We start from the raw sequence: 21,313 nt of genomic DNA, 5'->3' as shown, positions 1-21,313 counted from the left end.
ATCGGCTCCTTTTTCTGTGCTAACCTACCGGCTCCGGATTAGAGCTGGGGCGCGGGCGCAGGCACGAAGTCGAACTTGAACTCGACCCGGCGGTTGCGCGACATGTTGGCCGGCGAGGTGTTGGGAGCTGCCGGCTCCGATTCGCCCTTGCCTTCCGTAATAATGCGGTTGGCGTCGACACCTCGGCTGGTGAAGTATTGCCTCACCGCTTCTGCCCGGCGCTCCGACAATCCCTGGTTGTACTCGTCGGTACCACGGCTGTCGGCGTGGCCGGTAACACGCAGGCTGTAATCGGTGCTATCCTTCAATACCCGCACCATTTTGTTGAGGGCCGGGTACGAGCTGCGCTCGATGATGGTGCTGTTAGTTCTAAACCGAACAGGTTTTTCCAGAGCCTTAATCTTGGGGTTAACCACCCTTGGGCAGCCGTTGGCATCGACGCGGGCACCAGCCGGCGTGTCGGGGCACCGGTCCAAGCTATCGATAATGCCGTCGTTATCCTGGTCGAGCACCAATGGGCAGCCCGTGGCATCTACCTGCGTGCCGGCGGGGGTGTCGGGGCACTTGTCGTCGGGGTCGGCTACGCCGTCGTTGTCGGCGTCGGGGCAGCCCGCGAGTTCTACTTTGCCGGGGGTGTCGGGGCACTTATCGTCACCATCGCGCACGCCGTCGCTGTCACGGTCGGGGCAGCCTTCCAGGTTAGCAAGGCCCTTCTCATCGGGGCACTTGTCCTGGTAGTCGGGCACGCCGTCGGCGTCGCGGTCAAGCGGGCAGCCGTTGGGGTCCACAGCTACACCGGTGGGCGTGTTCGGGCACTTGTCTTTGCGGTCGGGCACGCCGTCACCGTCGGTGTCCTTGGGCTTGCCGAAGGCAATATTTACCCCCACGGTGTGCTGCAGAAACCGGTCGTCGAAGCTGTTGACGTCGCGGTTTGGCTCGCCGTCGATGTTGGCGTTGAGGGGAATGTGCTGCCCGGTTTGCACGAACAAACCGATGCCGTCGCTGAGGCGGAAGTTGATACCAGCGGCACCAAAGGCGTCAAAGTGGGTGGTGTTTTCGTCAGTATTCCGACCCCGAATCTGCCCTTCGCGGCTAAGATAAGTCAGGCCCGGCGCCAGCAGCAGATAGGGCTGAATCACGGCGTCTTCTTTGATGGCCCAACCGTTGTTCAGCTTCAGTTTTAGCGCCAGGTTGCCGTGCACCACATTGGTGTTAAAGAAGTTGGCCGCGTTCTGATTGCCTTTTAGCTCTACGTAGCCCAGGTGCAGGCCCAGGTCGAGGCCGGAAGTCAGGTAGCGATTCACGCCAATCCCAGGGCCGTAGTTGTTGCTGCTCCAGTCCCAGAAATTTGAACCGAAGTTGCCTTTGTACTGGTAGGCACTACCAGAAAGGCTGATGGCGGTTTTGCGGTCGGCACTTTGGGCATGTCCCTCCGGGACCGCTGCTAGTGTGAGCCCCAGCAAAACCAGCAGGGAAGTAAGAGAACGTCTCATATAAAAGGTGTTTGGGTGATGAAAAAGCCCGACAGCAGCGTCCGAAGAGGCGCACTGGCTGACTTATGGGCTATACTTCTATACTTTTTATGTGCCAGAAGGTTATACCGCGCGTAGGGAGCCCGCGCTGTCCGGGCGTTGCCGGCCACGAAAAAGCTAGTAAAGTCAAGCGGATTGGTCCGGCTGACAAATAGGCCTTTGGCGATTCTGGCTCCCATCCCAGAGCTTGCGCTTGTCCCGATAATCGAGCGAAAGAATCCTCGTACGTACACCCAAACCCCACCAGCAGCCCGGCCATTTCTGGTGCCCCAGCGCCTGTAAAAACCACCTGAGCTTCATTGAGAGCACATTTTGCCATCCGCTGGCTCTGGCCTATTGGCGGCCGCTTATTAAGCTGTAAGCCAGGCAATGCCGAGATTAAAACAAGCCTCCTGCCTGAAGCACCTTCCCGTTTTCGAGCATCGTTCCCCAAAGCGTACAGTGCTGGCTGGCCGCTATGCACTTCCCTCGAATTCATCTGATTTGGAGCAAAATACCTAGGTATAATTCTTCCATTTGGCTTTAGCTAGCCTTGCCGGCGCCTGGGTTCATGGTGCTAATTCCAACAGTCGGCCTACCCAATCCAACCACAAACGCAGCCGGCACCCGAAAGTACATGAAGGTGGCCCTGGCAGGACTTGCTACCTTCCCCACACTGCATCACTAGCCTCCGCAGACTAGTAAGTTTCCCTTCGTATGGTGGAGGCTACCCCAGCTTGCCAGACAAGACAACCGGCCAGTTATGCCGCCTCAACTTCCTGTCTCTCATTTCCTGTCTTCTATGCACTTTCTCTTCTCTTTCAGCAAAATACTACTGCTGCCGGCGCTTCTGCTGGGTGCCGCACCCTTGCTGGCCCAAACCACCTCGCCCAAAACCAACGACACCACTACCCCGCTGCACCTGCTCAAGCCCGACTACCCCGTGCCCTACGGCCAAGTGAAAACTGAAGAAGTGAAGCAGGTGCTCGACCGGGTATATAATTACCTGAACGCGGCCACACCCGCCGAACTGGTCGACAAAAAAACCAACGCCACGCTCACCAACCGCCGCAAGTTTGTGCCCGACGCCATCATCCGGCCCGGCGACTTCCGCCTCACCAGCTATGAGTGGGGCGTAACCTACGCCGGCATGCTGCGGGCCAGTGAGACTACCGGCGACCCCAAATTCGCGGCCTACACCAACAGCCGCCTCAAATTTCTGAGCGAGTTGGTGCCTTACTTCCGCGCCTACCAAAGCGCCAATCCCGAGGCCCCTACCCCCATGCGCTCGGTACTGAACCCCAAGGCCCTCGACGATGCCGGGGCCATCTGCGCAGCCATGATAAAAGCGCAGCGCGCCGGCGCGGGCGCCGACCTCCGGCCCATGATTGACAACTTCATGACTTACATCATGACCAAGGAGTTTCGACTGCCCGACGGCACCCTGGCCCGCAACCGCCCGCAGCCCAACACGCTCTGGCTCGACGACTTGTACATGAGCGTTCCGGCCCTAGCCCAGATGGGCAAGCTCACCGGCGAGCGCCGCTACTACGACGAGGCCGTGAAGCAGATTACCCAATTTGCCCCGCGCATGTTCAACCAGCAAAAAGGCCTTTACATGCACGGCTGGGTGCAGGACATGGCCGAGCACCCCGAGTTTCATTGGGCCCGAGCCAACGGCTGGGCCCTGCTCACTAAAGTAGAGCTGCTCGACGTGCTGCCCGCCGACCACCCCGGCCGCCCGGCCGTGCTGGAGCTGCTGCGCGCGCACGCCCGCGGGCTGGCGGCCCGGCAGTCGGGCAGTGGCTTCTGGCACCAGCTCCTCGACCGCAACGATTCCTACCTCGAAACCTCGGCCACTGCCATCTACGCCTACGCCATTGCACACGCCGTAAACCAAGGCTGGCTCGACGCCAAAGCCTACGGCCCCATGGCCCTGCTGGCCTGGAACGCGGTGAGCACCAAAGTCACCGCCCAGGGTCAGGTAGCAGGCACCTGCGTGGGCACCGGCATGGGCTTCGACCCGGCTTTCTACTACTACCGCCCCATCAACCTATACGCTGCGCACGGCTACGGCCCGGTGCTGCTGGCCGGGGCCGAAACTATTCAGCTGCTCAAGCAGCACCCCTATGGAATTAACGACAGTTCAGTGCAGACGCTTAGGTAAACAGAGCGTTGCATTGATGAATCACTACCTTGCTTTTTGCCACTGCAAACAGCTCAGTCATGCCCGGACTTAAAGATGACCTCCTCAAACTGGCCAGACAACTGCAACTTCCTCCCGAAGCATTCGACGCAGTCGGCATTCACGCATGGCCAGCAGTGCTTCACAAAATTCAGGCAGCCTTTGTCATTAAAACATCGTCCAATACCCACTTCAACTGGTGGCGGGAAAGCCTTAAAAGTCCGCGTTACAGCATCTTTTTCGAGCACGGTCAAGCCTATGAATGCTTGCACCAGTTAATTGATGCACAGGAATTGGTTTGGTTTGTCGCTTGCGACATCGACCGAGACCCAAGTAAATTCTGGCTTTTTCAAGGTCAGATTCACGCTATACAATCGGTGCTGCGCGAACACTATTCGCTTAATTATTACCTCGTTTCGAAAAAGTACGATTGGTTAATATGCGAAACTGACCAAGATGTATTAACAGGCTTGAAAAGCATAATTCCGAAAATGGAAGCTTTGTTGCCAATGGTGAAGCCGGATTAGGATGTTGTTTTAGGGACCACCTCTCACTTCACCGCCACGTCCCACACCTTGGCCATGCGGGCCTTACCGGCCGGGCCTTCCACGTCCAGCACAACGATGTATTTGCCGGCTTCTTTGTAGCGGTGCACTGGGCTTTGCTCGGTGGAGGTGGTTCCGTCGCCAAAATCCCAGTGCCAGCGCTTGATGGGGCCACGACTTTCGTCGGTGAACGCGACTTGGCGCCGAGCCATGTCTGTTACCACGAACGACCATTGGGCCGCTAGTTTCGGCCGGTACTGCTCGGCCAGGGGCAGGAGCGTGAAGATGGTGCCCAGACTGGAATTGCCGTACATCTTGTGGTTTTTCGACAAGTTCCAGAAGCCTTTTTTGCTTTCGTCGCGTTCGTCGTCGTAGTCAATCACGGCCCAGGTGAGGCCAATTTTCTTGCCATCTGTCAGCACCGATTCTACGGCGCGGGCGGGGCCCTCTGTCCCGGCGTAGTCGAAGGGCGTTATCCAGAACTCGGCCGTGAGCTTGCCGGGTTGCCCGGGCCGGAAATCGTAGGAGTAGGCGATGTTGGCATAGGGCAGGCGCTTTATCCAGGGCTGGCTACCCCAGGCCAGGGCCCAGTCCTTGCCCTCGGCAGGCATGAAAATGTGGTAGTTCTGCGCGTGCACGCCGTGAAAGGCGAAGTAGCGCTCCATCAACGGCAGGTCCTGGTTGGGGTGCAGTTCGGCGGTGAGCGGGCCGCCGGAGAGGTCGCCGTCCACCACGATTTCGAAGGTGTCGTGGTGCAGGCAGGGCAGGGCGAAATCCCAGTAGTTGTCGTAGGCTTCGTAGAGGAAATATAGGCGATTCAGGCCCGCTACCCAGGCCACCCGCACCTTCACATCGAGGTTGGTAGAATCGGGCTTGGGGTAGCGGCCGGAGTCTTCACGAAGCTCATTGGTGCCCACAATGTACTCCCGCGGGAACGTGGCCCAATCGTCGGCCTTGCCATCGATACGCGGAATCATGTTAGGCGGAAACTGATAGACTTTAAAGCCCCGGTCCTCCTGCGCACGGGCAGATTGGGTAATGGCAATACATAAGACCGTCATGCAGAGCGTAGCGAAGCATCTTGCCAGCCGTGGAACCTCACCCCCAGCCCTACCGGGTACGACCCCTCTCCAAAAGAGAGGGGAGCCGAGTGATTGAAATAAAGATTTCACTGTGTTTATTCGGATTTTCACGATTTAAGCGTACTCGAAGTCGGTGGATAGCAGCGCTAACTTTTAACTAACAGAGGCTCGCACCGCCGTGGCTCCCCTCTCTTTTGGAGAGGGGTCGTACCCGGTAGGGCTGGGGGTGAGGTTCCACGGCTGCGAGCTTTACCCAACCAATCTCAATACTTCCGCTTCAGCCACGCCCTCGGCACCGGAATAATGCAGATGTTCATGCTCCGGCCATCGGCCGAGAGCATGGCCGACTGAATCTGAATTCGGGTGCCGTCGGGGCTCATGGTGGGGTGCGGGTGGTCGGCAGCGGTTTGCTTGTGGCCTGCCGAGAGCAGCAGCATTTCGCGGGTGTGCCGGTCAATCAGGTAGATGTTGCGGGCAAAATCGTCGCCCACGGCCCACCGGCCGTCCGACGAGCCGCCCACGTGCCATAGGCCGCTGCCGCTCGGCGTCTGGCCTACAATGGTCATTTCGCGGGTGCGGTGGTTGATAATGCCCAGGCCCGTGGGCTTTTCGCGGGTGCCCGAAGGGCCCCAGGCAACCTCCTGCCCCGGGTTGGCGCCGCTCACGGGCGTGCCCGCGGCCACGTCTTTGGTTGAACCCGGAATTTTGCGGTGGCCCATGATGGCAATGGCGGTTTCATCCCGCGTAATCACGGCCTCGTGCGTTACCCACTCGTATTCCGCCTCCGGGTACAGGGGCCGCAGGTCGCGGCCGTCGGCTTGCACCGTCCAGGTGCGTTGGGGCGACTTGCCGCCGGTTTCCCAGCAAAACACCAGCTCTCCCGGCACCCAGGGGTTGGTTTGGATGTGCCCAATTTGGAAAGGCACCGACACCACGTGCTTCAGGGCGCCCGTGCGCACGTTCATCGCGGCAATGCCCGAAGGCCCGGCGCCCATGTTGCGTGGGCCGAAATTTTGTTCCAGCTTGGCACCCGGCGCCAGGTACCGGGTTGCCTCCTCACGGCCTACCCGGAAGTAGGCCCAGGCCTCGTCGCCGTCCAGGGCCATGTCGCCGCCAGCCTGCAGCTCGGGCGGCGTGGTGCCGCACACCCGCTGGTATTCGCTGGCGGCCTGCAGCCGGCCGGCTTTGCTGTCGGCAAACAGCTTGGCCAAGTCTACCTCCACAATCTGCAGCCCAGCCGAGGCCCGTGCGCCAGCCGATGCCCCGGGCTGCTGAGCCGTTTCGCCGGGCGGGCGCCGCATGAAATACAGCTTCATGGTGTTGCGCGCAATGTTGAGCATGCCCGTGAAGCCGCCTTCCGTCACCTGCACCATCTGGCCCGTTTTTTCGTGCACCGCCATGGCCTCTCCCCTCACCCGGCCCGACCGGAAAATGAGCCAATGCCCGTCGGAAGTCCACTGGTTGTGGGTTTGGTAAATCTTGGAATCGCCGCTCGCCGAGCTGGTCAGGAAGGTGAGCGGGGTACCCGTCACGGGGTCTTTCACCACTTTCCGCTCCGAGGGAAACCGGCGCCCAATCTGCGCTTCCGCCGTTCCAGCCAATAAAAGAGTGCAGCCGAGGGCTGCCAGCATCATCCCATTTTTCATAGTCAGCGAGTGGCTATCACGTTAAAAGGCTTTTGATTTGAGCTGTTGCAGCGTCCCGTTTTTCAAGGGCTCACTGCCTTGCACCATCAGGTTGCCCACGCCTTCAAGATTCCTCCAACCAATGCCATGCATGACGGAAAAGCGCAAGCGAGCGGCGCACCGTTGCAAGGACCATTCCTTGACCGCGCCAACTGTCCTGTACTCTTCTGAAATGCTCCTCCCCCGCTGCCGCTTGTCTAGGCGACAAAGCACCGCCCGGTAGTTGGCCCACAGGTCTGATACAATCAATTCAATACCCAGTGAGATAATTGTCTCGCCCTAGGCAACCTCGCCAGCAATGGCTGCATCAATCACCCGAAACCCTGCAAGTACCGCCTCCCGATGATTAACAAAGTACATATCGCTAACTACATAGTTTCGAAGCACATTTACCCGGGTTTGGCATTATGATAGAGTTGCGCAACATTCGCAAGAGCTTCGCAGTGGGCACCCAGCGCCTGGAAGTGCTCAAGGGCATCGACTTGCACATTGGGGCGGGCGAGCTGGTGAGCATCAGGGGGTCATCGGGGTCGGGCAAGAGCACGCTGCTCAAAATCCTGGGCATTCTCGACGATTTTGACCAAGGCGAATACACGCTGGCCGGCACCCGCATCGACCGGAACCTGTCGCAGACCCGGGCCGCGCACTACCGCAACCAGTTTCTCGGGTTTGTCTTCCAATCCTTCAACCTGCTCAGCTTCAAGAGCGCACTGGAGAACGTGGCCCTGCCCCTCTACTACCAGAAGGTGAGCCGCCGCGAGCGCAACCGGCTGGCCCTGGCCGACCGCGCCGAACACCTGCCCAGTGAGCTTTCGGGCGGGCAGAAGCAGCGCGTGGCCATTGCCCGCGCCCTCATTAGCCAACCCAAGCTCATTCTGGCCGACGAGCCCACCTGCGCCCTCGACACCCAGACCACGCAGGAAGTGATGGACATCTTCAAGCAGGTGCATGGCGCCGGCATGACGGTCGTCATCGTAACCCACGAAAACGACATTGCCGCCCAAACCCAACGCATGATTCGCGTGCGCGACGGCCTGATTGTGAAGAAATAACCCCAATCCCAAATAACCCCAATCCCAACTCATATGAAAACGCTCCTACTTATCCTGTCTGGGTCGATTTGCTCAGTAGCGCAGGCTCAAACAACGCCGACCACGGAAACCCAGGCCCTGGCCCGGCAAATCAACCAGCTGATGCGCGACCCGCAAAAGCCCAAGCAGGAGCTGACGCTTACCCTCGCCGGCTGCCACGCCGAGCAGCTCATTCGCGACCGGGGCGCCGACGTGCAAACCAGCCAACCTCTGGCCGTAAGCTTCAACCGCGGCGACTCGGGCTGGGCCATGAAAATGGACAACGGGGTATTCGAAATGAAAATGAGCTTCGAGTGGGCCAACGTCACCGCCCTCACCTATGAGCCGACCACCAACGACAAAGGCCAAAAACACTTCAACATCAAGCTAAACAACCAGAAGAAAGGCAGCAACACCAGCTTCTCCCTCCCGCTCTTCACCACCAACGAAGCCGTGGTGAAAGACGTAACCGCCCGCCTTGAAAAAGTGCGCCAGCGCTGCCAGCATTGAACCTGTTCTTAAATCAAAAACTAAAAGAAAGACCGTCATGCTGTTCCCTGCGCTCTGCATTACAAATGTTTGACCTCGACAAAGGGCAGGAGATTTTGGGCACGATGCGCCGCAACAAGCTGCGCACGTTCCTGACGGCTTTTGGCGTGTACTAAGGGATATTCGTGCTGCTGCTGGGCGCGGGCCGGGGCTTCCGAAACGGCGTGGAAAAAGAGTTTGACGTGGCCAAGAGCGATAAGGTAAAAGTGCTGGGCCCACCTGCTGGGACCGACAAGAAAAGCTAGCCTATCGGCAACAGGTTTATCGCCCCCAGTCAGCTGACAGCGCCGCGCACTCAGCGTGCCGCCTACAAGTCAGCCAATGGTCGTTGACCATGCCGGCCGTCTGCAGGATGTTATAGCACGTCATGGGCCCGGTCATCACAAAGCCCCGCCGCTTTAAGTCCTGGCTCATGGCGATGCTTTCCGGAGTCGAGAGCGGCGCGGGGCTGGCCGCACTCCGCTGCCCATCCACGGTGCGCCCGCCCACATAGGCGTAGAAAAACGGCAAAAGTTCCTCTTCGCCCACTTCGGCGCGCAGTTGCAGCCAGGCTTGGGCGTTGCGCACCGTGGCTTCCAGCTTACGTCGGTTCCGCAGTATGCGCGGATTGACGATTACCTCCTCTATTTCGGCCTCTCCCCACCGGGCCAGTCGCTCGGGGTCGAAGTTCTCCAGCAGTTCCCGAAAGCCCTCTCGCCGCTTCAGCACCACTGGAAAATCGAAACCAAGCTGAAACGTGTGCAGCACCAGGTACTCAAACAGTATCGCCGGTTCCGCCACGGGCTCGCCCCATTCGTGGTCGTGAAAAGCGCGCAGCAGCTCGCTTTGATTGGCCCAGGCACACTGACCGTCGGCTGCAGGCTCTGAATGTAAGCTCATAACACAAGGTAGTTCAGCCCGCTGGCTTTGGCAGGAAGGCAAAAACGTCCAATCACCACAGCCCGTAGCGCGAACTTTGTGGTTCGCGTCCCAGCGCCGTTTGCGAATCGTTTGGATACTGTTCGGGTTTCGTTCCGGGACGCGAACTACAAAGTTGGCGTTACGTGGCGCTGCGCCTCAACCAAGCAGTAAAGAAAAATTTTAGCTAAAAAGCAAAAGCCCCGCTTCCAAATCGGAAACGGGGCTTTTATGTAGAGAGCGAGGGATTCGAACCCCCGGAGGTTTGACCCTCAACGGTTTTCAAGACCGCCGCAATCGACCACTCTGCCAGCTCTCTGGGTCAATCACACTTACGCTGTGTACGCAAAACAACAAAAAATGCTTTTCCCAGCGCAGAAAAGCATTTTGTAGAGAAGGGGGGATTCGAACCCCCGATACCGTTACCGGTATAACGGTTTTCGAAACCGTCGCATTCGACCACTCTGCCACCTCTCTAACAGGCTCCCCGAGTGATTGGGGAGTGCAAAAGTAGGAAGGAATGCGGAATGAGGAATAAAGAATGCGGAATAGTTTGAAAATTTCTGCTGGGCCGCTCAAAACGCAAGCCCTACGATGCTGACACATAATAGCATTAGCCCCTCACCGGGCGCCCTTCCTGCCGGACCTTCTCGGCCAGTTGCTCCTTCAGCATCTGCTGGCGACGGCCCGTGACGGCATCCATGCTCACGTTCACCTCGAAGCCGATAATCAGCGTCATACACACAAATTCGAGCCACACCATAAAACCCACCAGCGCCCCAATAGAGCCGTAGAAGGTATTGTAGGAGTTGAAGATGCGGACGTAAAGCGTGAACAGAAACGACACCAGAAAGATGAGTAGCGTGGCCACAATGGCCCCCGCCGAGAGCAGCGGCCACTTGTCCTGCACTGGAGGCACGAAGTAATAAATCACGCAGGTGGTGCTCAAAAACAAGCCGACCAGCGAACCATAGCGAATGAGGGTAAGCACCAAGTCGGTGAACCGCTCAGGTACGACTTCATAGAACACCAGCCAGTCCATGAGGTAGGTACCGAAAAAGATACCTACGATGGCCAATACCAGAATCAACGAGAGCACAAAGGTGAGCGCCGTGGCAATCATGCGCTTGCGCAGGTAGCTGCGGTGCTTGAACCATGGGTACTTTTTCTCGAAGGCATCGAGCAGCGCCATGATGCCGTTGGAGCTGAGCACCAAGGCCGTAACAAAACCGAAAGAGAGCAAGCCCCCATGTGGAATGTTCACAATGTCCTCAATGGTCGACGCCGTAGCCGCGTACAGCTCGCGCGGCATGAAGTCGCTCAGAAATTGCAGGATGTCCACGTTCAGGTTCGGTACGGGGATGTACGGAATGAGTGTGAACAGGAAAATGATGGTAGGGAACAAGGCCACCGTAAGGTTGAAGGCCATGTAGGCAGCGCGCTTTTCGAGGCTGTCGAGGCGCAGCTCGTGCATGATGCGGTCGAGTACGTCGTAGAGCGACGCCTGGCCGCCGGGCAGCCGCAGCCGCTTCAACCCCACAATCAGCCGCCGGTAAGGCCGCTGTTTGCGCACATCGGGGAAGCGGGCACGACGAATGGCGGCAGGGGCTTTCAAGGGCGGGAGGTAAAGAAAAATAGTAGCACGTCATGCTAAGCTTGCCGAAGCATCTCTACCGCAACACTATTCTTTTTGTTTGGATTAGTTACGCAGTAGAGATACTTCGGCAAGCTCAGCATGACGTTCCTTCTTTTTATTACTTACGAAACGCAGCCGGGGCGGGTGCGTCGGGCGGAATCGTGCCGGGCGCAGGCAGCACGGGGCTGTCCAGGTCTTCTTCGCTAAAGTACGGAGCCAGTCGCTCCTGAATACTTTCGGGCATGGTGACGGGGCGGCCCGTGGTTGTTTTCACAAACACCATCAGCGTGTGGCCTTCGGTGAGCAAGTCGCCGGCTTCGTTATAAATCTCATATTCAAACACAACCCGGGTACCCTCGGGCGGCTGGCGCAGCAGCAGCCGCACCGTTAGCAGGTCGTCGTAGCGGGCCGGGCGCCGGAATCGGGTCCGGATTTCGCCCACCGGCATGCCCACGCCGTCGGCTTCCAGGTCCTTGTAGTTGATGCCCAGCTTGCGAAACGCCTCGGTACGGGCTACTTCGAAATACGCCGCGTAGTTGCCGTGGTAGACGTAGCCCATCTGGTCGGTTTCGGCATAGCGCACTCGGATTTGGATGTCGGAAGAATACATGATGGAGCTGCTGACTGTTCGCTTTTTACGGGGAGAGAATTCGTGGTTTAAACGCTAACGGGACTGCCTCGAGCGCCAACCGGACCGGCCGGTGCTGGGGTAAAGATAACGCGGTTCGGCTGGCACGGGGCGCCCCGTGGTCGGGGCTGGATTAGCGGCTTGCCCCAGGCCGCTGGCCGGGTCACCGAGCGCTGCTTTCATCATGTTGGCATCATGTAGCAGGTCTAGGTTTGCCATTATTCTTCAGGGTACTGCCCGCCTCGCCGCAATTGTGCTGCCGCTTGCTCTGCGGTACACCAGCGCCTGGCCCGGCATTGCAGAGCCTGCGGAATTCCTCCCATCCTATGCCCCCTCCCCCGTCCGGCGCCGGAACCTCTGCGACCACCTGACTCGATGATTCTAAGTTTACTCCACGCTGGAAAGCTCTTCAAAAAACTAGCGCCGCTCCTGCTTCTGCTGTTGTTTAGCCCTGCCTTACAAGCCCAGACCCAGCTGCTACCAGACTCTGCAGCCGAACAACCCATGGATACCCTGGAGCATGCCCGCACCAAGGCGTATGCTAAAGACTTTGCCGAAGCCGACAGACTGCTGACGGCCTATAACGCCACCCGGGCAACTGTCGATGGACTGCGCCTGCAGGCACAGGTGCTGTACTGGGACAAGCAATTCGCCCGCGCCGCGGCGGTGCACGGCCGCGCCATCGACGCTTTTCCGGACCAGCCCGTTCTCAAGCTCGACTACGCCCGCCTGCTGTATGAAACCGGCCAGTTGCCCCTGGCGCAACAACTCCTGCGTGATTTTGTGGCCCACGACAGCCAGCACGCCGAAGCTAACCTGCTGCTGGCCCAGATTGGCTACCAGAACCTGCGCCCCACCACGGCCAGAAGAGACCTGGCTGCTTTGCTAACTGCCTACCCGGGCAACGCGGTAGCCACGGCCTTGCTAAAGGACATCAACCAGGCCACGTCCCCGTATTTTAAGGTGAGCAGCAGCTACGCGAGCGACGACCAGCCCCTGCAAACGCTAGCGCTGCGAGCCGAAGCGGCGTGGTTTCAGTCGTGGCTGCTGTCGCCTACGGTGCAGCTGCAGGCCAACAGTTTCGAGTTGCCCGACACGCAGGTGCCGTACCGCTCAACTTGGTTTCAGGCCGGCAACAAGGTCAGCCTGCTACGCGCCGGCCTGGGAGTGAGTGTTACCGCCGGCCTTTTTCAGCACCAGCCCACCCGCACCAGCGCCGCGACGGGCGCCGTGTTGCTCACCAAAAAACTGAGCAGCCAGCTGGACGTGGACGCTACCGTGGCCCGGCAGCCCTATCAGTTTGTGCTGGCCAGCGTGCGGCAGCCGGTGTTTGAGCAGGTGGCGGGCGCTGCGCTACGCTATAGCCGCAGCGGCGGCTGGCTGGGCAAAGCCGGCTATGACCAGCGGCGCTACGGCGATGACAATCTCATTCAAACGGCCTATGCCTGGCTGCTGGCCCCGGTGGCCGCGTCCAAAACGGCCAGCATCAAAAGCGGCCTTTCGCTCAGCTACGGCGACGCGGCGCGGAGCACCTACACCGCGGGCACGGCCAGCGGCAGCTTGGTGCAGGCCAGATACGCCCCCTACTTCACGCCGCTGAACCAATACGTTGGCGCGCTGCTGCTGTCGCTGAAAGTGTCACCCTTCCAAGCCGTGGACTTGTCTACCCGCGCCAGCCTCGGGGTGTTGGGCACGGCCGACGTGCCCTACTTCTACCTCAACCGCAGAGCAAACGGACCTCTGTACCTCGAACAGGGCTTTGCCGCGCAATCCTACCGCCCGGTAGAGGTGCACGGCGAAGTAGCGCTGCGGGCCTCGCCTTGGTTCACAGTGACTGCCGCCTACGACTACGCCAACCTCCTCTTCTACACCAGCCAGCAAGTAAGCCTGCAGCTCAACTACCACCTTGTTCGTGAAAAGAATCGATAAGTCTGCCCTGTGGCAGTACCGGGCGGCGACCTCGTCTAGGCCGGCGCGAAAAATAGTACTGGCGGTGCTGGTGGTGGCCGGCTGCATCAGCATTGGGCGGCTGGGCAACTGGTGGTTCCGGCCCGAGCACGTCGCATCGTGGCCGCTGTTCATGCTTCTCACCTTTGTTTTCTGGTGGGGGCTCATTCGCACGGTCATTGTCTGGATATCGTACCTGCGCATTCGCAAGCCGCAGTGGGTGCCGCCCGCATCCGGCCTGCGGGTGGCCATTTTCACCACCAGCTCGCCGGGCGAGCCCCTGGGGATGTTCGAGAAGACGCTGGCCGCGTGTGCCCGCATCCGCTACCCCCACACCACCTACCTGCTCGACGACACCCAGGACGGACGCTTCCGGGAGGCGGCGGCCCGGCACGGCGCCGTGTGGCTCGAGCTGGTGGGCCTGCCGGGAGCCAAAGCCGGCAAAATCAACGCCGCGCTGCAGCAAACCACCGAAGAGTTTATCTTGGTGCTGGACCCCGACCACATTCCTTTTCCCAATTTTCTGGACGAGGTGCTGGGCTACTTCAAAGACGCCCAGGTGGGCTTTGTGCAAGTGGCCCAGGCCTATTACAACCAGTACCGCTCGTTCACGGCAGCCGGCGCGGCCGAGCAGACCTATGGCTTTTACGGCCCTACGCAAATGGGCATGCATGGCCTGAACTGCGCCGTGGCCATCGGGGCCAATTGCACGTTTCGGCGCGCGGCCCTGGAGAGCATTGGCGGTCACGGCATTGGCCTGGCCGAAGACCTCATCACGGCCATTCGCATCCACGCCGCCCGCTGGAAATCGGTGTACTCTCCCGTTATCGTCAGCCGCGGCCTGGTGCCCGAAGACCTGGGCTCCTTCTGCAAGCAGCAGCTGAAGTGGGCCCGCGGGGTGCAGGAGGTGCTGTTTGCCGAGTTGCCGCGCCTCTGGACCAAGCTCAGCTACTGGCAGCGGCTGTCGTACCTCACGGTGGGCACCTACTACATGTCGGGAATCACCACCTTTCTGTTTTTACTGATTCCCTACCTGTATTTCTGGTTTGGACTGCTGCCAGCCAATATGGACTTCATCGAGTTTCTGGGCCGGTGGATTCCCGTTGGCCTCATCAGCCTCGGCATCTACGGGTACGTGCAACGCTGGATGTGCCACCCCGACCAGGAAACCGGGCTGCACTGGCGCGGTATGTGCCTGAAGTTTGCGTGCTGGCCGGTGTTTGCGCTGGGCTGCGTCCTCTCTATCTGGAACGGCGAGATTCCCTACATCCCCACGGCCAAGCGGGCGGTGAAGCAGTTCACGGCATTTGCGCGGCCCTTGTTTCTGCACCAGGCCCTGTTTTTTCTGACTCTGATTTACGTGGTGGTGCAGCGCGTGTACTACACGCCCGAATCCCGGCTGGCGCTCAGCAGCGTCGATACCTGGGGCATGGTCTCCTTTGCGGCCATTGCCTTCGCCATGACGGTGGGCGGCTTGTACGCGGCCTACCAGTCCACCACCATCCGGCCGGAAGACCCCTGGGTGAAAGTTGATTTAAACCACATCAAGGCTTAAAGCGACTTCTCCCGCACCGACCGGCCTCCCCCATCGCAACCTGTTTTTTATGAGCATCTCCTCAAAATCCGTACGAACCATCATATACCGGGCCTTAGCTGTTGTGCTCATTGTTATCATGGGCGTCAGTCTCTTTAGCCTGCTGCTGCTAGCCGGCAACAAAGGCCGGGGCCCGCTCGAATCCTTGGTGGGCAGCATTGGCAGCCAGGTGGCCAGCTTTGAAAAAAGGATGATTAACGGCGATTCGCGCGCCAGCCGCTCGGCTGCCCTCGGCTGGTTCAAGCCGTATCGCGAAAACAAGCTGTTTCTCAACAACACAGATACCCTTCTGATAGGAGCCTACGATAACAACACCGTGGAGTCGTACGAGCGCATCGTGTCCCTGGAAGATTCGATGGGTTTGAAGCTGCCCATTATTCAGTTTTATACGGCTTGGGGAAGCAAGAAAGAACAGGTGTTTCCCATGCTGCGGGCGCAGGCCATCTCCGACCTGGGTTCCATCGCCCTCATCACCTGGGAGCCTTGGCTCAATGATTTCGACCCGGAAAGCTTCCCCAGCGCCAGCAGTCCCGACCAAGCCAATGTCGGCGGTCTGAAGGCCATTGCCTCCGGCAAATACGACGCTTACCTCGACAAGTGGGCGCAGGATGCCAAAGCCTACGGCAAGCCGTTCTTTCTGCGCTTCGGCCACGAGATGAATGACCCGTACCGCTATCCCTGGGGACCCCAAAACAACAAGCCTGAAGACTTCATTGCCGCTTGGCGGCACGTTGTGGGCCGCTTCCGGGCCCATAACGCTACCAACGCCGTTTGGGTGTGGTCGCCGCATCCAGCCTATGCGAATTACGCCGAATTCTACCCCGGCCACGGCTACGTAGACTGGATAGGCACCACGGCCCTGAACTACGGAACAGTAGCCCCGTGGAGCAAGTGGTATTCCTTCGAGGAAACGCTCGGCAAGGCCTATTCGGAACTCTCCTTGTACAGCAAACCCCTTATGGTTAGCGAAATGGGTTCGCTGAGCGTTGGCGGCGACCGGGCGACTTGGTTCCGCGAGGCGCTCACGGCCCTGCCAGTAAAATTTCCGGCGGTGAAAGCCGTGGTGTTCTTTAATAACTCCCAGGACATCACCACGACTTACAAGGCCCTGGACTGGTCGTTCAATGCCGACCCGGGCGTCCTAGCGGCGATTACGCAATCCCTCAAGGGCTGGAAACAGCCAAAGCTTAGCGCCCCAAAGCAGCCGCTTGCCAAGGCCCCGGCACCCGGGTCATAGGCCCGCTACCGGATTCCGGCCCGCGTCAGCGCCGCCTGGTAGCGGCGGGCGTTGAGAATGTGGTCGCGCTCGTTGGTAGCAAAGGCGTGGTAGCCACTAAAATCTTCCTTGGCGCAGAAGTAGAGGTAGTTGTTGCTTTCCGGCTGCAGCACCGCGTCGATGCTGGCGATGCTGGGCAGGTTGATGGGGCCGGGCGGCAGGCCGGCGTACTTATAGGTATTGTAGGGGGAGTCTTTTTTCAAATGCACATTGAGCACCCGCTTGATGGTGAAGTCGCGGTTGGCGTACACCACAGTGGGGTCGGCCTGCAGCTTCATACCCTTTTTCAAGCGGTTCAGATAGACGCCCGCAATGCGGGGCCGCTCGTCGGCGTGCTGCTGCTGCTCGGCCTCCACAATGCTGGCCAGGGTGCTCACCTGTGCACGAGTCAGGTTAAGCTTTTCGCGTTGGGCGTCGCGGGCCGGGGTCCAGAACTTCTCGTACTCCTTCTTCATCCGCTTCATTAAATTATCGGCGGAAGTGTTCCAATAAAGCTCGTAGGTATTGGGGATGAACATGCTGAGCACGGTGGTGGTGTCGAAGCCCAGGCTGCGGGTGTAGCTGGGGCTGCTCAGCAGCGAGTCGATTTGGGTGGGGCGGGCGTCAATCTGATTCGAGAGCTTTTCGGCCAGCTCGCTGCGCAACCGCACATTGGTAAAGGTGAGCTTGAGCGGCGACTGCAACCCGGCCTTTAGCACGTTGATGAGCTGGCGGTTGGTGTAGCCTTCCTTCAGCTCGTAGCGGCCGGGCTTCACGTGCTCGGGGTACTTCATGAGCTTGGCCACAAAGTGCAGCGACAGCTTGTCGACCACCACGCCGGTTTCGTCGATGGTCTTCAGGGCCGCTTTCCAGTCGTCGCCGCGGCGGATGATGACGTGGGTGGGCTTGCCCTTGGTTTCGATGTTAGCGGTGAAGAATACCTGGTAGAAATAGTAAGAGAAACACACCAGGCCAAGGGTGAAGATGACACTTACTGTAGCCCAGCGCCGACGGCGTTTCAGGGATTGGTCGCGGCGCTCGAGGACCGTCTTTTTGGCAGGCTGAGACATGAGAAGTTGTAATGATTCGGAGGGGACGACGCCAAAAGTACGAAAGGCCGCTACCGCGAACCACATGCTGCGCCGTTGTTGCTTCATTTCGGCCAGACGTAGTACCTTGCCCGCGCCTTCGACCCCGGCCGGCAACTTGTTGCTGCCCCAGCCCGTCATCAGCCGGCCTTCGCAAGCCGTAAGTTTTCAACTTCTCATTCCACCATATGCCCGCCACGCTGCTTCGCATTCACCCCGAAAACCCACCTCATAGCCGTATCCAGCAAGCAGTTGAGGTACTACGTCGGGGCGGAGTCATTATTTACCCCACCGACACCGTTTACGGCATCGGCTGCGACGTAACCAATGCCAAGGCCGTCGACAAGGTCTGCCGCATCAAAAAGCTTTTTCCCGAAAAAGCCAACCTGAGCTTCATCTGCTCCGACCTGTCGCACATCTCCGACTACGCCCACGGCATCACTACTTCCACCTACAAGGTTATCAAGAAAGCTCTGCCCGGGCCCTTCACTTTCATATTCGAAGCCAGCCCCAAGGCCCCCCGCTTTGGCGGGGTGAAGCGCAAGACGGTCGGCATTAGGGTGCCCGACAATCAGATTACTTTGCAGTTGGTGAAGGAACTGGGCAACCCCATCGTCAGCACCTCGGTGCGCGAAGATGAGAACACCCTGGAAGAATACGTAACCGACCCCGACCTGATTTTCGAGAAATACCGCCTCTTGGTCGACCTCGTTATCGACGGCGGCTTCGGTGGTAACGTGCCAAGCACCATTGTCGACTGCACCAACGACGACTTTGACCTCATCCGCCAGGGCGCTGGCGACATCGAGCAGTATTTGTAGTAGGCAGCTGCCTATTTTGCTCTGTATAAAAAAGAACGTCCTGCTCTGCAGGACGTTCTTTTTTTGCTTATTGCTATTGGCTGCTATGCCCGCTTATGCTTCCAGCGGCGGTGCGTCCAGAGGTACTGCTCGGGCGACTTCCGGATATCCTGCTCCAGGTGCCGCACAAAAGCGTCGGTAATGGGGAATGAATCGGTGGGCAAAGGAGAGTCGCCGTCGTAAAGCTCCGTGAGCACCATTTCGTAGTAGCCCCGCCGCAGGCGCCGGATGCTCACGTACACTACCGGGCACTTGAATTTGGCCGCCAGCCGGTCGGCGCTGGTGTAAAACCCCGAGTCTTGGTTCATGAACGTAGTCCAGTAGGGCCGGTCTTCCGGCCCGGCCGCTTGGTCCGAAAGCAGGCTCACTACGCGCTTCTGCCCTCGGCTTTGCACCATGTGGCGCAAGGTATCGCGCATGGGCACGAGGCTAGCGCCCGTTCGGGTGCGCAGGTAAGTCATGAAATACTCGAAAAACGGATTGTTGAGCGGCTTGTATATTCCGCTCACTTCCGCCGATAGCCACACGGCCCCTGAGGTAAGGACCCACTCCCAGTTGCCGGCGTGCGAGGAAAGTCCCAACGCCATACGGCCGGCCCGAAAATGGCGCTCGAACACTTCGGGGTTGCGCACATTTACCCGCTGCTTGAGTTCGGCGTCGGGCATTACGGCCAGCTTCAGCGTCTCCACCATCACCTGAGAAAAGTGCCGGTAGAACGCTTTGCCAATGCGCTCAATTTCAGCCGAAGATTTCTCGGGGAAGGACTTCTGCAGGTTGGTACGCACCACCTTCCACCGGTAGCGCACCACGTAGGCGAGCAGGAGATAAATAACCTCCGCTTTTGCATAGAGCACGGGCCAAGGCAGGTGGGCCACGCCCAGCAGCACCCACCGCAGAGGCTCGTAATACCAAGGATAAGAGCGGGAAGCGAGCGGGGCGTTTGCGTCGGTTACGGTTCTGCTCATCGCGGCACGGCCGCGCCCGCCGGCGCGTATTCTGGAGAGTTTCGCTCACCAATTACCCGGTGCCCAGTCAGCAGCGTTTTATTACCCGGCCCGCCGTATACTTCTACAAACAAGGTGAAGGGCCCGTCCGGCAGCGGGCCCAACGGCAGCTGGCCTGCTATGGCAGTAGGACGCCCGCTTTGGGCGTTGAGAACAGCGTCGGCATCGGCGGCCGAGCCATCCGGGGTGGTGAGGTGATAATGCACGCGCAGGGGGTGGCCGGTGGGCGCGTTGTGCAGTTCCGTATAAAAGAAGATGTTTTCGGCGCCCCGAGCATAAACGTTACCCGGCGTTCGCGTGAGCCGATAGCCGCCCCGGGAGAAGTTATCGACACCCACACCGCGGACCGCAGGCCGGGCCAGCAGCACAATATCGCTGAAAAACGGCCCCGCGGGTGCCTCCAGCACCAAGGGCTTCTCCACAGTGGTTTCACCGTTGGCGGTGCGATATTGGTCGCGCACGGTACCGCGCAGGGTGTATTTGCCGTCGGGTAGCAGAATCCGCTTCAGGAAGCTCTGTGGGTTTTTGATGGCGATGGTGGTGTCGTTAAGCACCGGCGGTTTCAGCGTCACCACTTCACGGTAGGCGGGCGTTCCGTCAGCTTTCAGCACTTCCAGCGTTACGGTAGCTGCCGACTGAAACGACTTCGGCGCCCGCTGCCGATAGGTAAGCGACTGCGTGGGAACCGTTACATAGATTTCTACCTCTGCGCCTTTCTCTACCTTGTTCAGGTTGCGGAAGCGGGCCACGTCCAGCAGAATCTGTGGTGGGCCCGCGTAGGCCGCTAAGTGCAGCAGCAGGGCAAAAACAACGAGAATTGGGCTTTTTAACATGGCAAGCAAAGGTAAGGAAGTGCAAATTGGCATGTCCAGCAAAAGTCACCCGCTGTAGTTTGTGCTGCTGAGACATAATAACAGGCCCGAGCGGGTGCCAATATCAAGCGCTACCCACCCAAAGCAACCTGCTTACCCAAACAGTTGCAACTTTCAGCCCAAACTGCCCGCCACGCGTAGCCCCCTGCGCCATCTTATACACTCCGTGATACTATTAACCGAGCTTCACTACCACCCCCCTGCCGCGCTTTTCGCCGAGCTGCTTCGTGCCGATGGCATTTTGCTGGAAGCCCACGAGCACTACCGCAAGCAAACCTACCGCAACCGCTGCCTTATCCGCACGGCACAGGGTGTGCAGCCGCTCACGGTGCCGGTCATCGACGGCAACCGGGCCGAGAAAGTCAGCATTTCGGCCATTGAGATTGATTACTGTCAGAATTGGATTCACCGGCATTGGCGCACCTTGCAAACCGCTTACGGCAACAGCCCGTATTTTGAGTATTATGCGGACTACTTGCATGATATTTATGTACGTAAGCCTAACTTGCTCTTCGACCTGAACCTGCAATTCCTTCAGTTATTGCTGCGCTGTTTCCGACTGACCCTGCCCCTCCACCTCACCGACGAGTACCTTCTCAACTACTCCGCGCAACCTTCTTCGGAGAAATTTGGTCTTACTGATAGCCAATCAGTCATCGCCGACCAGCGCGACTGGTTGACACCCAAAACCAACTTGAAAACGGCGGAACCTGACAGTCCGACAGCCCCTCTGCTGGTGCGGCCCTACCCCCAGGTGTTTGGCCCAGGTTTTGAGCCTGGGCTGAGTGTTCTGGACCTGCTTTTCTCGCAGGGCCCGGCTGCCGGCGCTTTTTTACAGTAAACTGCCTTTTTTCAGCAACCTGTATTTTTCCGCTGACGTTAGATTAAGTGCTTACGTGCCGTAG

19 protein-coding genes and 2 tRNA genes are annotated in these 21,313 nt (G+C 59.0%); 9 read left to right on the top strand and 12 right to left on the bottom strand.

Annotation, left to right across the window (positions count from 1 at the left end):
• Positions 1-38: 38 nt before the first annotated feature.
• Positions 39-1,493, bottom strand: a complete 1,455-nt coding sequence (locus tag ACP7AJ_RS14210) for an OmpA family protein (RefSeq protein WP_426060869.1) — start codon at positions 1,491-1,493, stop codon at positions 39-41.
• Positions 1,494-2,313: 820 nt separating this feature from the next.
• Here ACP7AJ_RS14210 and ACP7AJ_RS14205 point away from each other — a divergent pair.
• Together ACP7AJ_RS14205 and ACP7AJ_RS14200 are read left to right on the top strand one after the other, a co-directional pair.
• Positions 2,314-3,678, top strand: a complete 1,365-nt coding sequence (locus tag ACP7AJ_RS14205) for a glycoside hydrolase family 88/105 protein (protein ID WP_426060868.1) — start codon at positions 2,314-2,316, stop codon at positions 3,676-3,678.
• 59 nt (positions 3,679-3,737) lie between these two features.
• Complete coding sequence (locus ACP7AJ_RS14200) at positions 3,738-4,223, top strand: DUF6756 family protein (RefSeq protein WP_426060867.1); 486 nt, start codon at positions 3,738-3,740, stop codon at positions 4,221-4,223.
• A 23-nt stretch (positions 4,224-4,246) separates the two neighbouring features.
• On the opposite strand, the gene ACP7AJ_RS14195 is transcribed toward ACP7AJ_RS14200, so the two are convergent.
• From ACP7AJ_RS14195 to ACP7AJ_RS14185, 3 genes are all read right to left on the bottom strand, one after another.
• Positions 4,247-5,302 carry a PKD domain-containing protein gene (locus tag ACP7AJ_RS14195; RefSeq protein WP_426060866.1) on the bottom strand — a complete coding sequence of 352 codons (1,056 nt, stop codon included), beginning with the start codon at positions 5,300-5,302 and terminating at the stop codon, positions 4,247-4,249.
• Positions 5,303-5,586: 284 nt separating this feature from the next.
• Positions 5,587-6,969, bottom strand: coding sequence for a hypothetical protein (locus ACP7AJ_RS14190; RefSeq protein ID WP_426060865.1), 1,383 nt, complete (start codon positions 6,967-6,969; stop codon positions 5,587-5,589).
• A gap of 21 nt (positions 6,970-6,990) precedes the next feature.
• A complete protein-coding gene (locus ACP7AJ_RS14185) occupies positions 6,991-7,257 on the bottom strand; it encodes a hypothetical protein (RefSeq protein WP_426060864.1) in 267 nt (88 codons plus the stop codon).
• A gap of 158 nt (positions 7,258-7,415) precedes the next feature.
• On the opposite strand from ACP7AJ_RS14185, the gene ACP7AJ_RS14180 reads away from it, so the two are divergent.
• Together ACP7AJ_RS14180 and ACP7AJ_RS14175 are read left to right on the top strand one after the other, a co-directional pair.
• Positions 7,416-8,060 (top strand): ABC transporter ATP-binding protein, encoded by a 645-nt coding sequence (locus ACP7AJ_RS14180; protein WP_426060863.1) that lies wholly within the window; start codon positions 7,416-7,418, stop codon positions 8,058-8,060.
• A gap of 33 nt (positions 8,061-8,093) precedes the next feature.
• Positions 8,094-8,588, top strand: coding sequence for a hypothetical protein (locus tag ACP7AJ_RS14175; RefSeq protein ID WP_426060862.1), 495 nt, complete (start codon positions 8,094-8,096; stop codon positions 8,586-8,588).
• A 300-nt stretch (positions 8,589-8,888) separates the two neighbouring features.
• Here ACP7AJ_RS14175 and ACP7AJ_RS14170 read toward each other — a convergent pair whose 3' ends face one another.
• The 5 genes from ACP7AJ_RS14170 to ACP7AJ_RS14150 all read right to left on the bottom strand — a co-directional run bounded on the left by ACP7AJ_RS14170 (position 8,889) and on the right by ACP7AJ_RS14150 (position 11,770).
• On the bottom strand, positions 8,889-9,506 hold the full coding sequence (locus tag ACP7AJ_RS14170) for a DNA-3-methyladenine glycosylase I (RefSeq protein ID WP_426060861.1): 618 nt from the start codon (positions 9,504-9,506) through the stop codon (positions 8,889-8,891).
• A gap of 252 nt (positions 9,507-9,758) precedes the next feature.
• Positions 9,759-9,843, bottom strand: a tRNA-Ser gene (locus ACP7AJ_RS14165).
• A 71-nt stretch (positions 9,844-9,914) separates the two neighbouring features.
• Positions 9,915-10,001: transfer RNA gene (locus tag ACP7AJ_RS14160), tRNA-Ser, on the bottom strand.
• Between the two features lie 136 nt (positions 10,002-10,137).
• On the bottom strand, positions 10,138-11,139 hold the full coding sequence (locus ACP7AJ_RS14155) for a YihY/virulence factor BrkB family protein (protein WP_426060860.1): 1,002 nt from the start codon (positions 11,137-11,139) through the stop codon (positions 10,138-10,140).
• Positions 11,140-11,278: 139 nt separating this feature from the next.
• Entirely contained in the window at positions 11,279-11,770 is a 492-nt protein-coding gene (locus tag ACP7AJ_RS14150) for an acyl-CoA thioesterase (RefSeq protein WP_426060859.1), read from the bottom strand.
• 522 nt (positions 11,771-12,292) lie between these two features.
• Between ACP7AJ_RS14150 and ACP7AJ_RS14145 the strand changes: the two genes are divergently transcribed.
• Genes ACP7AJ_RS14145 through ACP7AJ_RS14135 form a run of 3 tightly spaced genes read left to right on the top strand, consistent with a single transcriptional unit; the run spans position 12,293 to position 16,566 of the window.
• Entirely contained in the window at positions 12,293-13,717 is a 1,425-nt protein-coding gene (locus tag ACP7AJ_RS14145) for a tetratricopeptide repeat protein (RefSeq protein ID WP_426060858.1), read from the top strand.
• Positions 13,701-15,290, top strand: coding sequence for a glycosyltransferase family 2 protein (locus ACP7AJ_RS14140; protein WP_426060857.1), 1,590 nt, complete (start codon positions 13,701-13,703; stop codon positions 15,288-15,290). Before ACP7AJ_RS14145 ends, ACP7AJ_RS14140 begins: the two co-directional genes overlap by 17 nt.
• 49 nt (positions 15,291-15,339) lie before the next feature.
• Positions 15,340-16,566 carry a glycoside hydrolase family 26 protein gene (locus ACP7AJ_RS14135; protein ID WP_426060856.1) on the top strand — a complete coding sequence of 409 codons (1,227 nt, stop codon included), beginning with the start codon at positions 15,340-15,342 and terminating at the stop codon, positions 16,564-16,566.
• Positions 16,567-16,571: 5 nt separating this feature from the next.
• On the opposite strand, the gene mltG is transcribed toward ACP7AJ_RS14135, so the two are convergent.
• Positions 16,572-17,654, bottom strand: a complete 1,083-nt coding sequence (gene mltG / locus ACP7AJ_RS14130; RefSeq protein WP_426060855.1) for an endolytic transglycosylase MltG — start codon at positions 17,652-17,654, stop codon at positions 16,572-16,574.
• Between the two features lie 206 nt (positions 17,655-17,860).
• On the opposite strand from mltG, the gene ACP7AJ_RS14125 reads away from it, so the two are divergent.
• Complete coding sequence (locus ACP7AJ_RS14125) at positions 17,861-18,493, top strand: L-threonylcarbamoyladenylate synthase (RefSeq protein WP_426060854.1); 633 nt, start codon at positions 17,861-17,863, stop codon at positions 18,491-18,493.
• A gap of 83 nt (positions 18,494-18,576) precedes the next feature.
• Here the strand turns inward: ACP7AJ_RS14125 and ACP7AJ_RS14120 are convergent, their stop codons facing one another.
• Entirely contained in the window at positions 18,577-19,497 is a 921-nt protein-coding gene (locus ACP7AJ_RS14120) for a lysophospholipid acyltransferase family protein (protein WP_426060853.1), read from the bottom strand.
• Positions 19,494-20,369, bottom strand: a complete 876-nt coding sequence (locus ACP7AJ_RS14115) for a hypothetical protein (RefSeq protein ID WP_426060852.1) — start codon at positions 20,367-20,369, stop codon at positions 19,494-19,496. The genes ACP7AJ_RS14120 and ACP7AJ_RS14115 overlap by 4 nt, the downstream gene beginning before the upstream one ends.
• 205 nt (positions 20,370-20,574) lie before the next feature.
• On the opposite strand from ACP7AJ_RS14115, the gene ACP7AJ_RS14110 reads away from it, so the two are divergent.
• Positions 20,575-21,249 carry a WbqC family protein gene (locus ACP7AJ_RS14110; protein ID WP_426060851.1) on the top strand — a complete coding sequence of 225 codons (675 nt, stop codon included), beginning with the start codon at positions 20,575-20,577 and terminating at the stop codon, positions 21,247-21,249.
• Positions 21,250-21,313 lie beyond the last annotated feature (64 nt).

The organism is Hymenobacter sp. B1770 (assembly GCF_049896385.1).
GTDB lineage: Bacteria > Bacteroidota > Bacteroidia > Cytophagales > Hymenobacteraceae > Hymenobacter.
The sequence above is the reverse complement of the archived record's forward strand: the minus strand, read 5'-3'. Positions and strand labels throughout refer to the sequence as shown.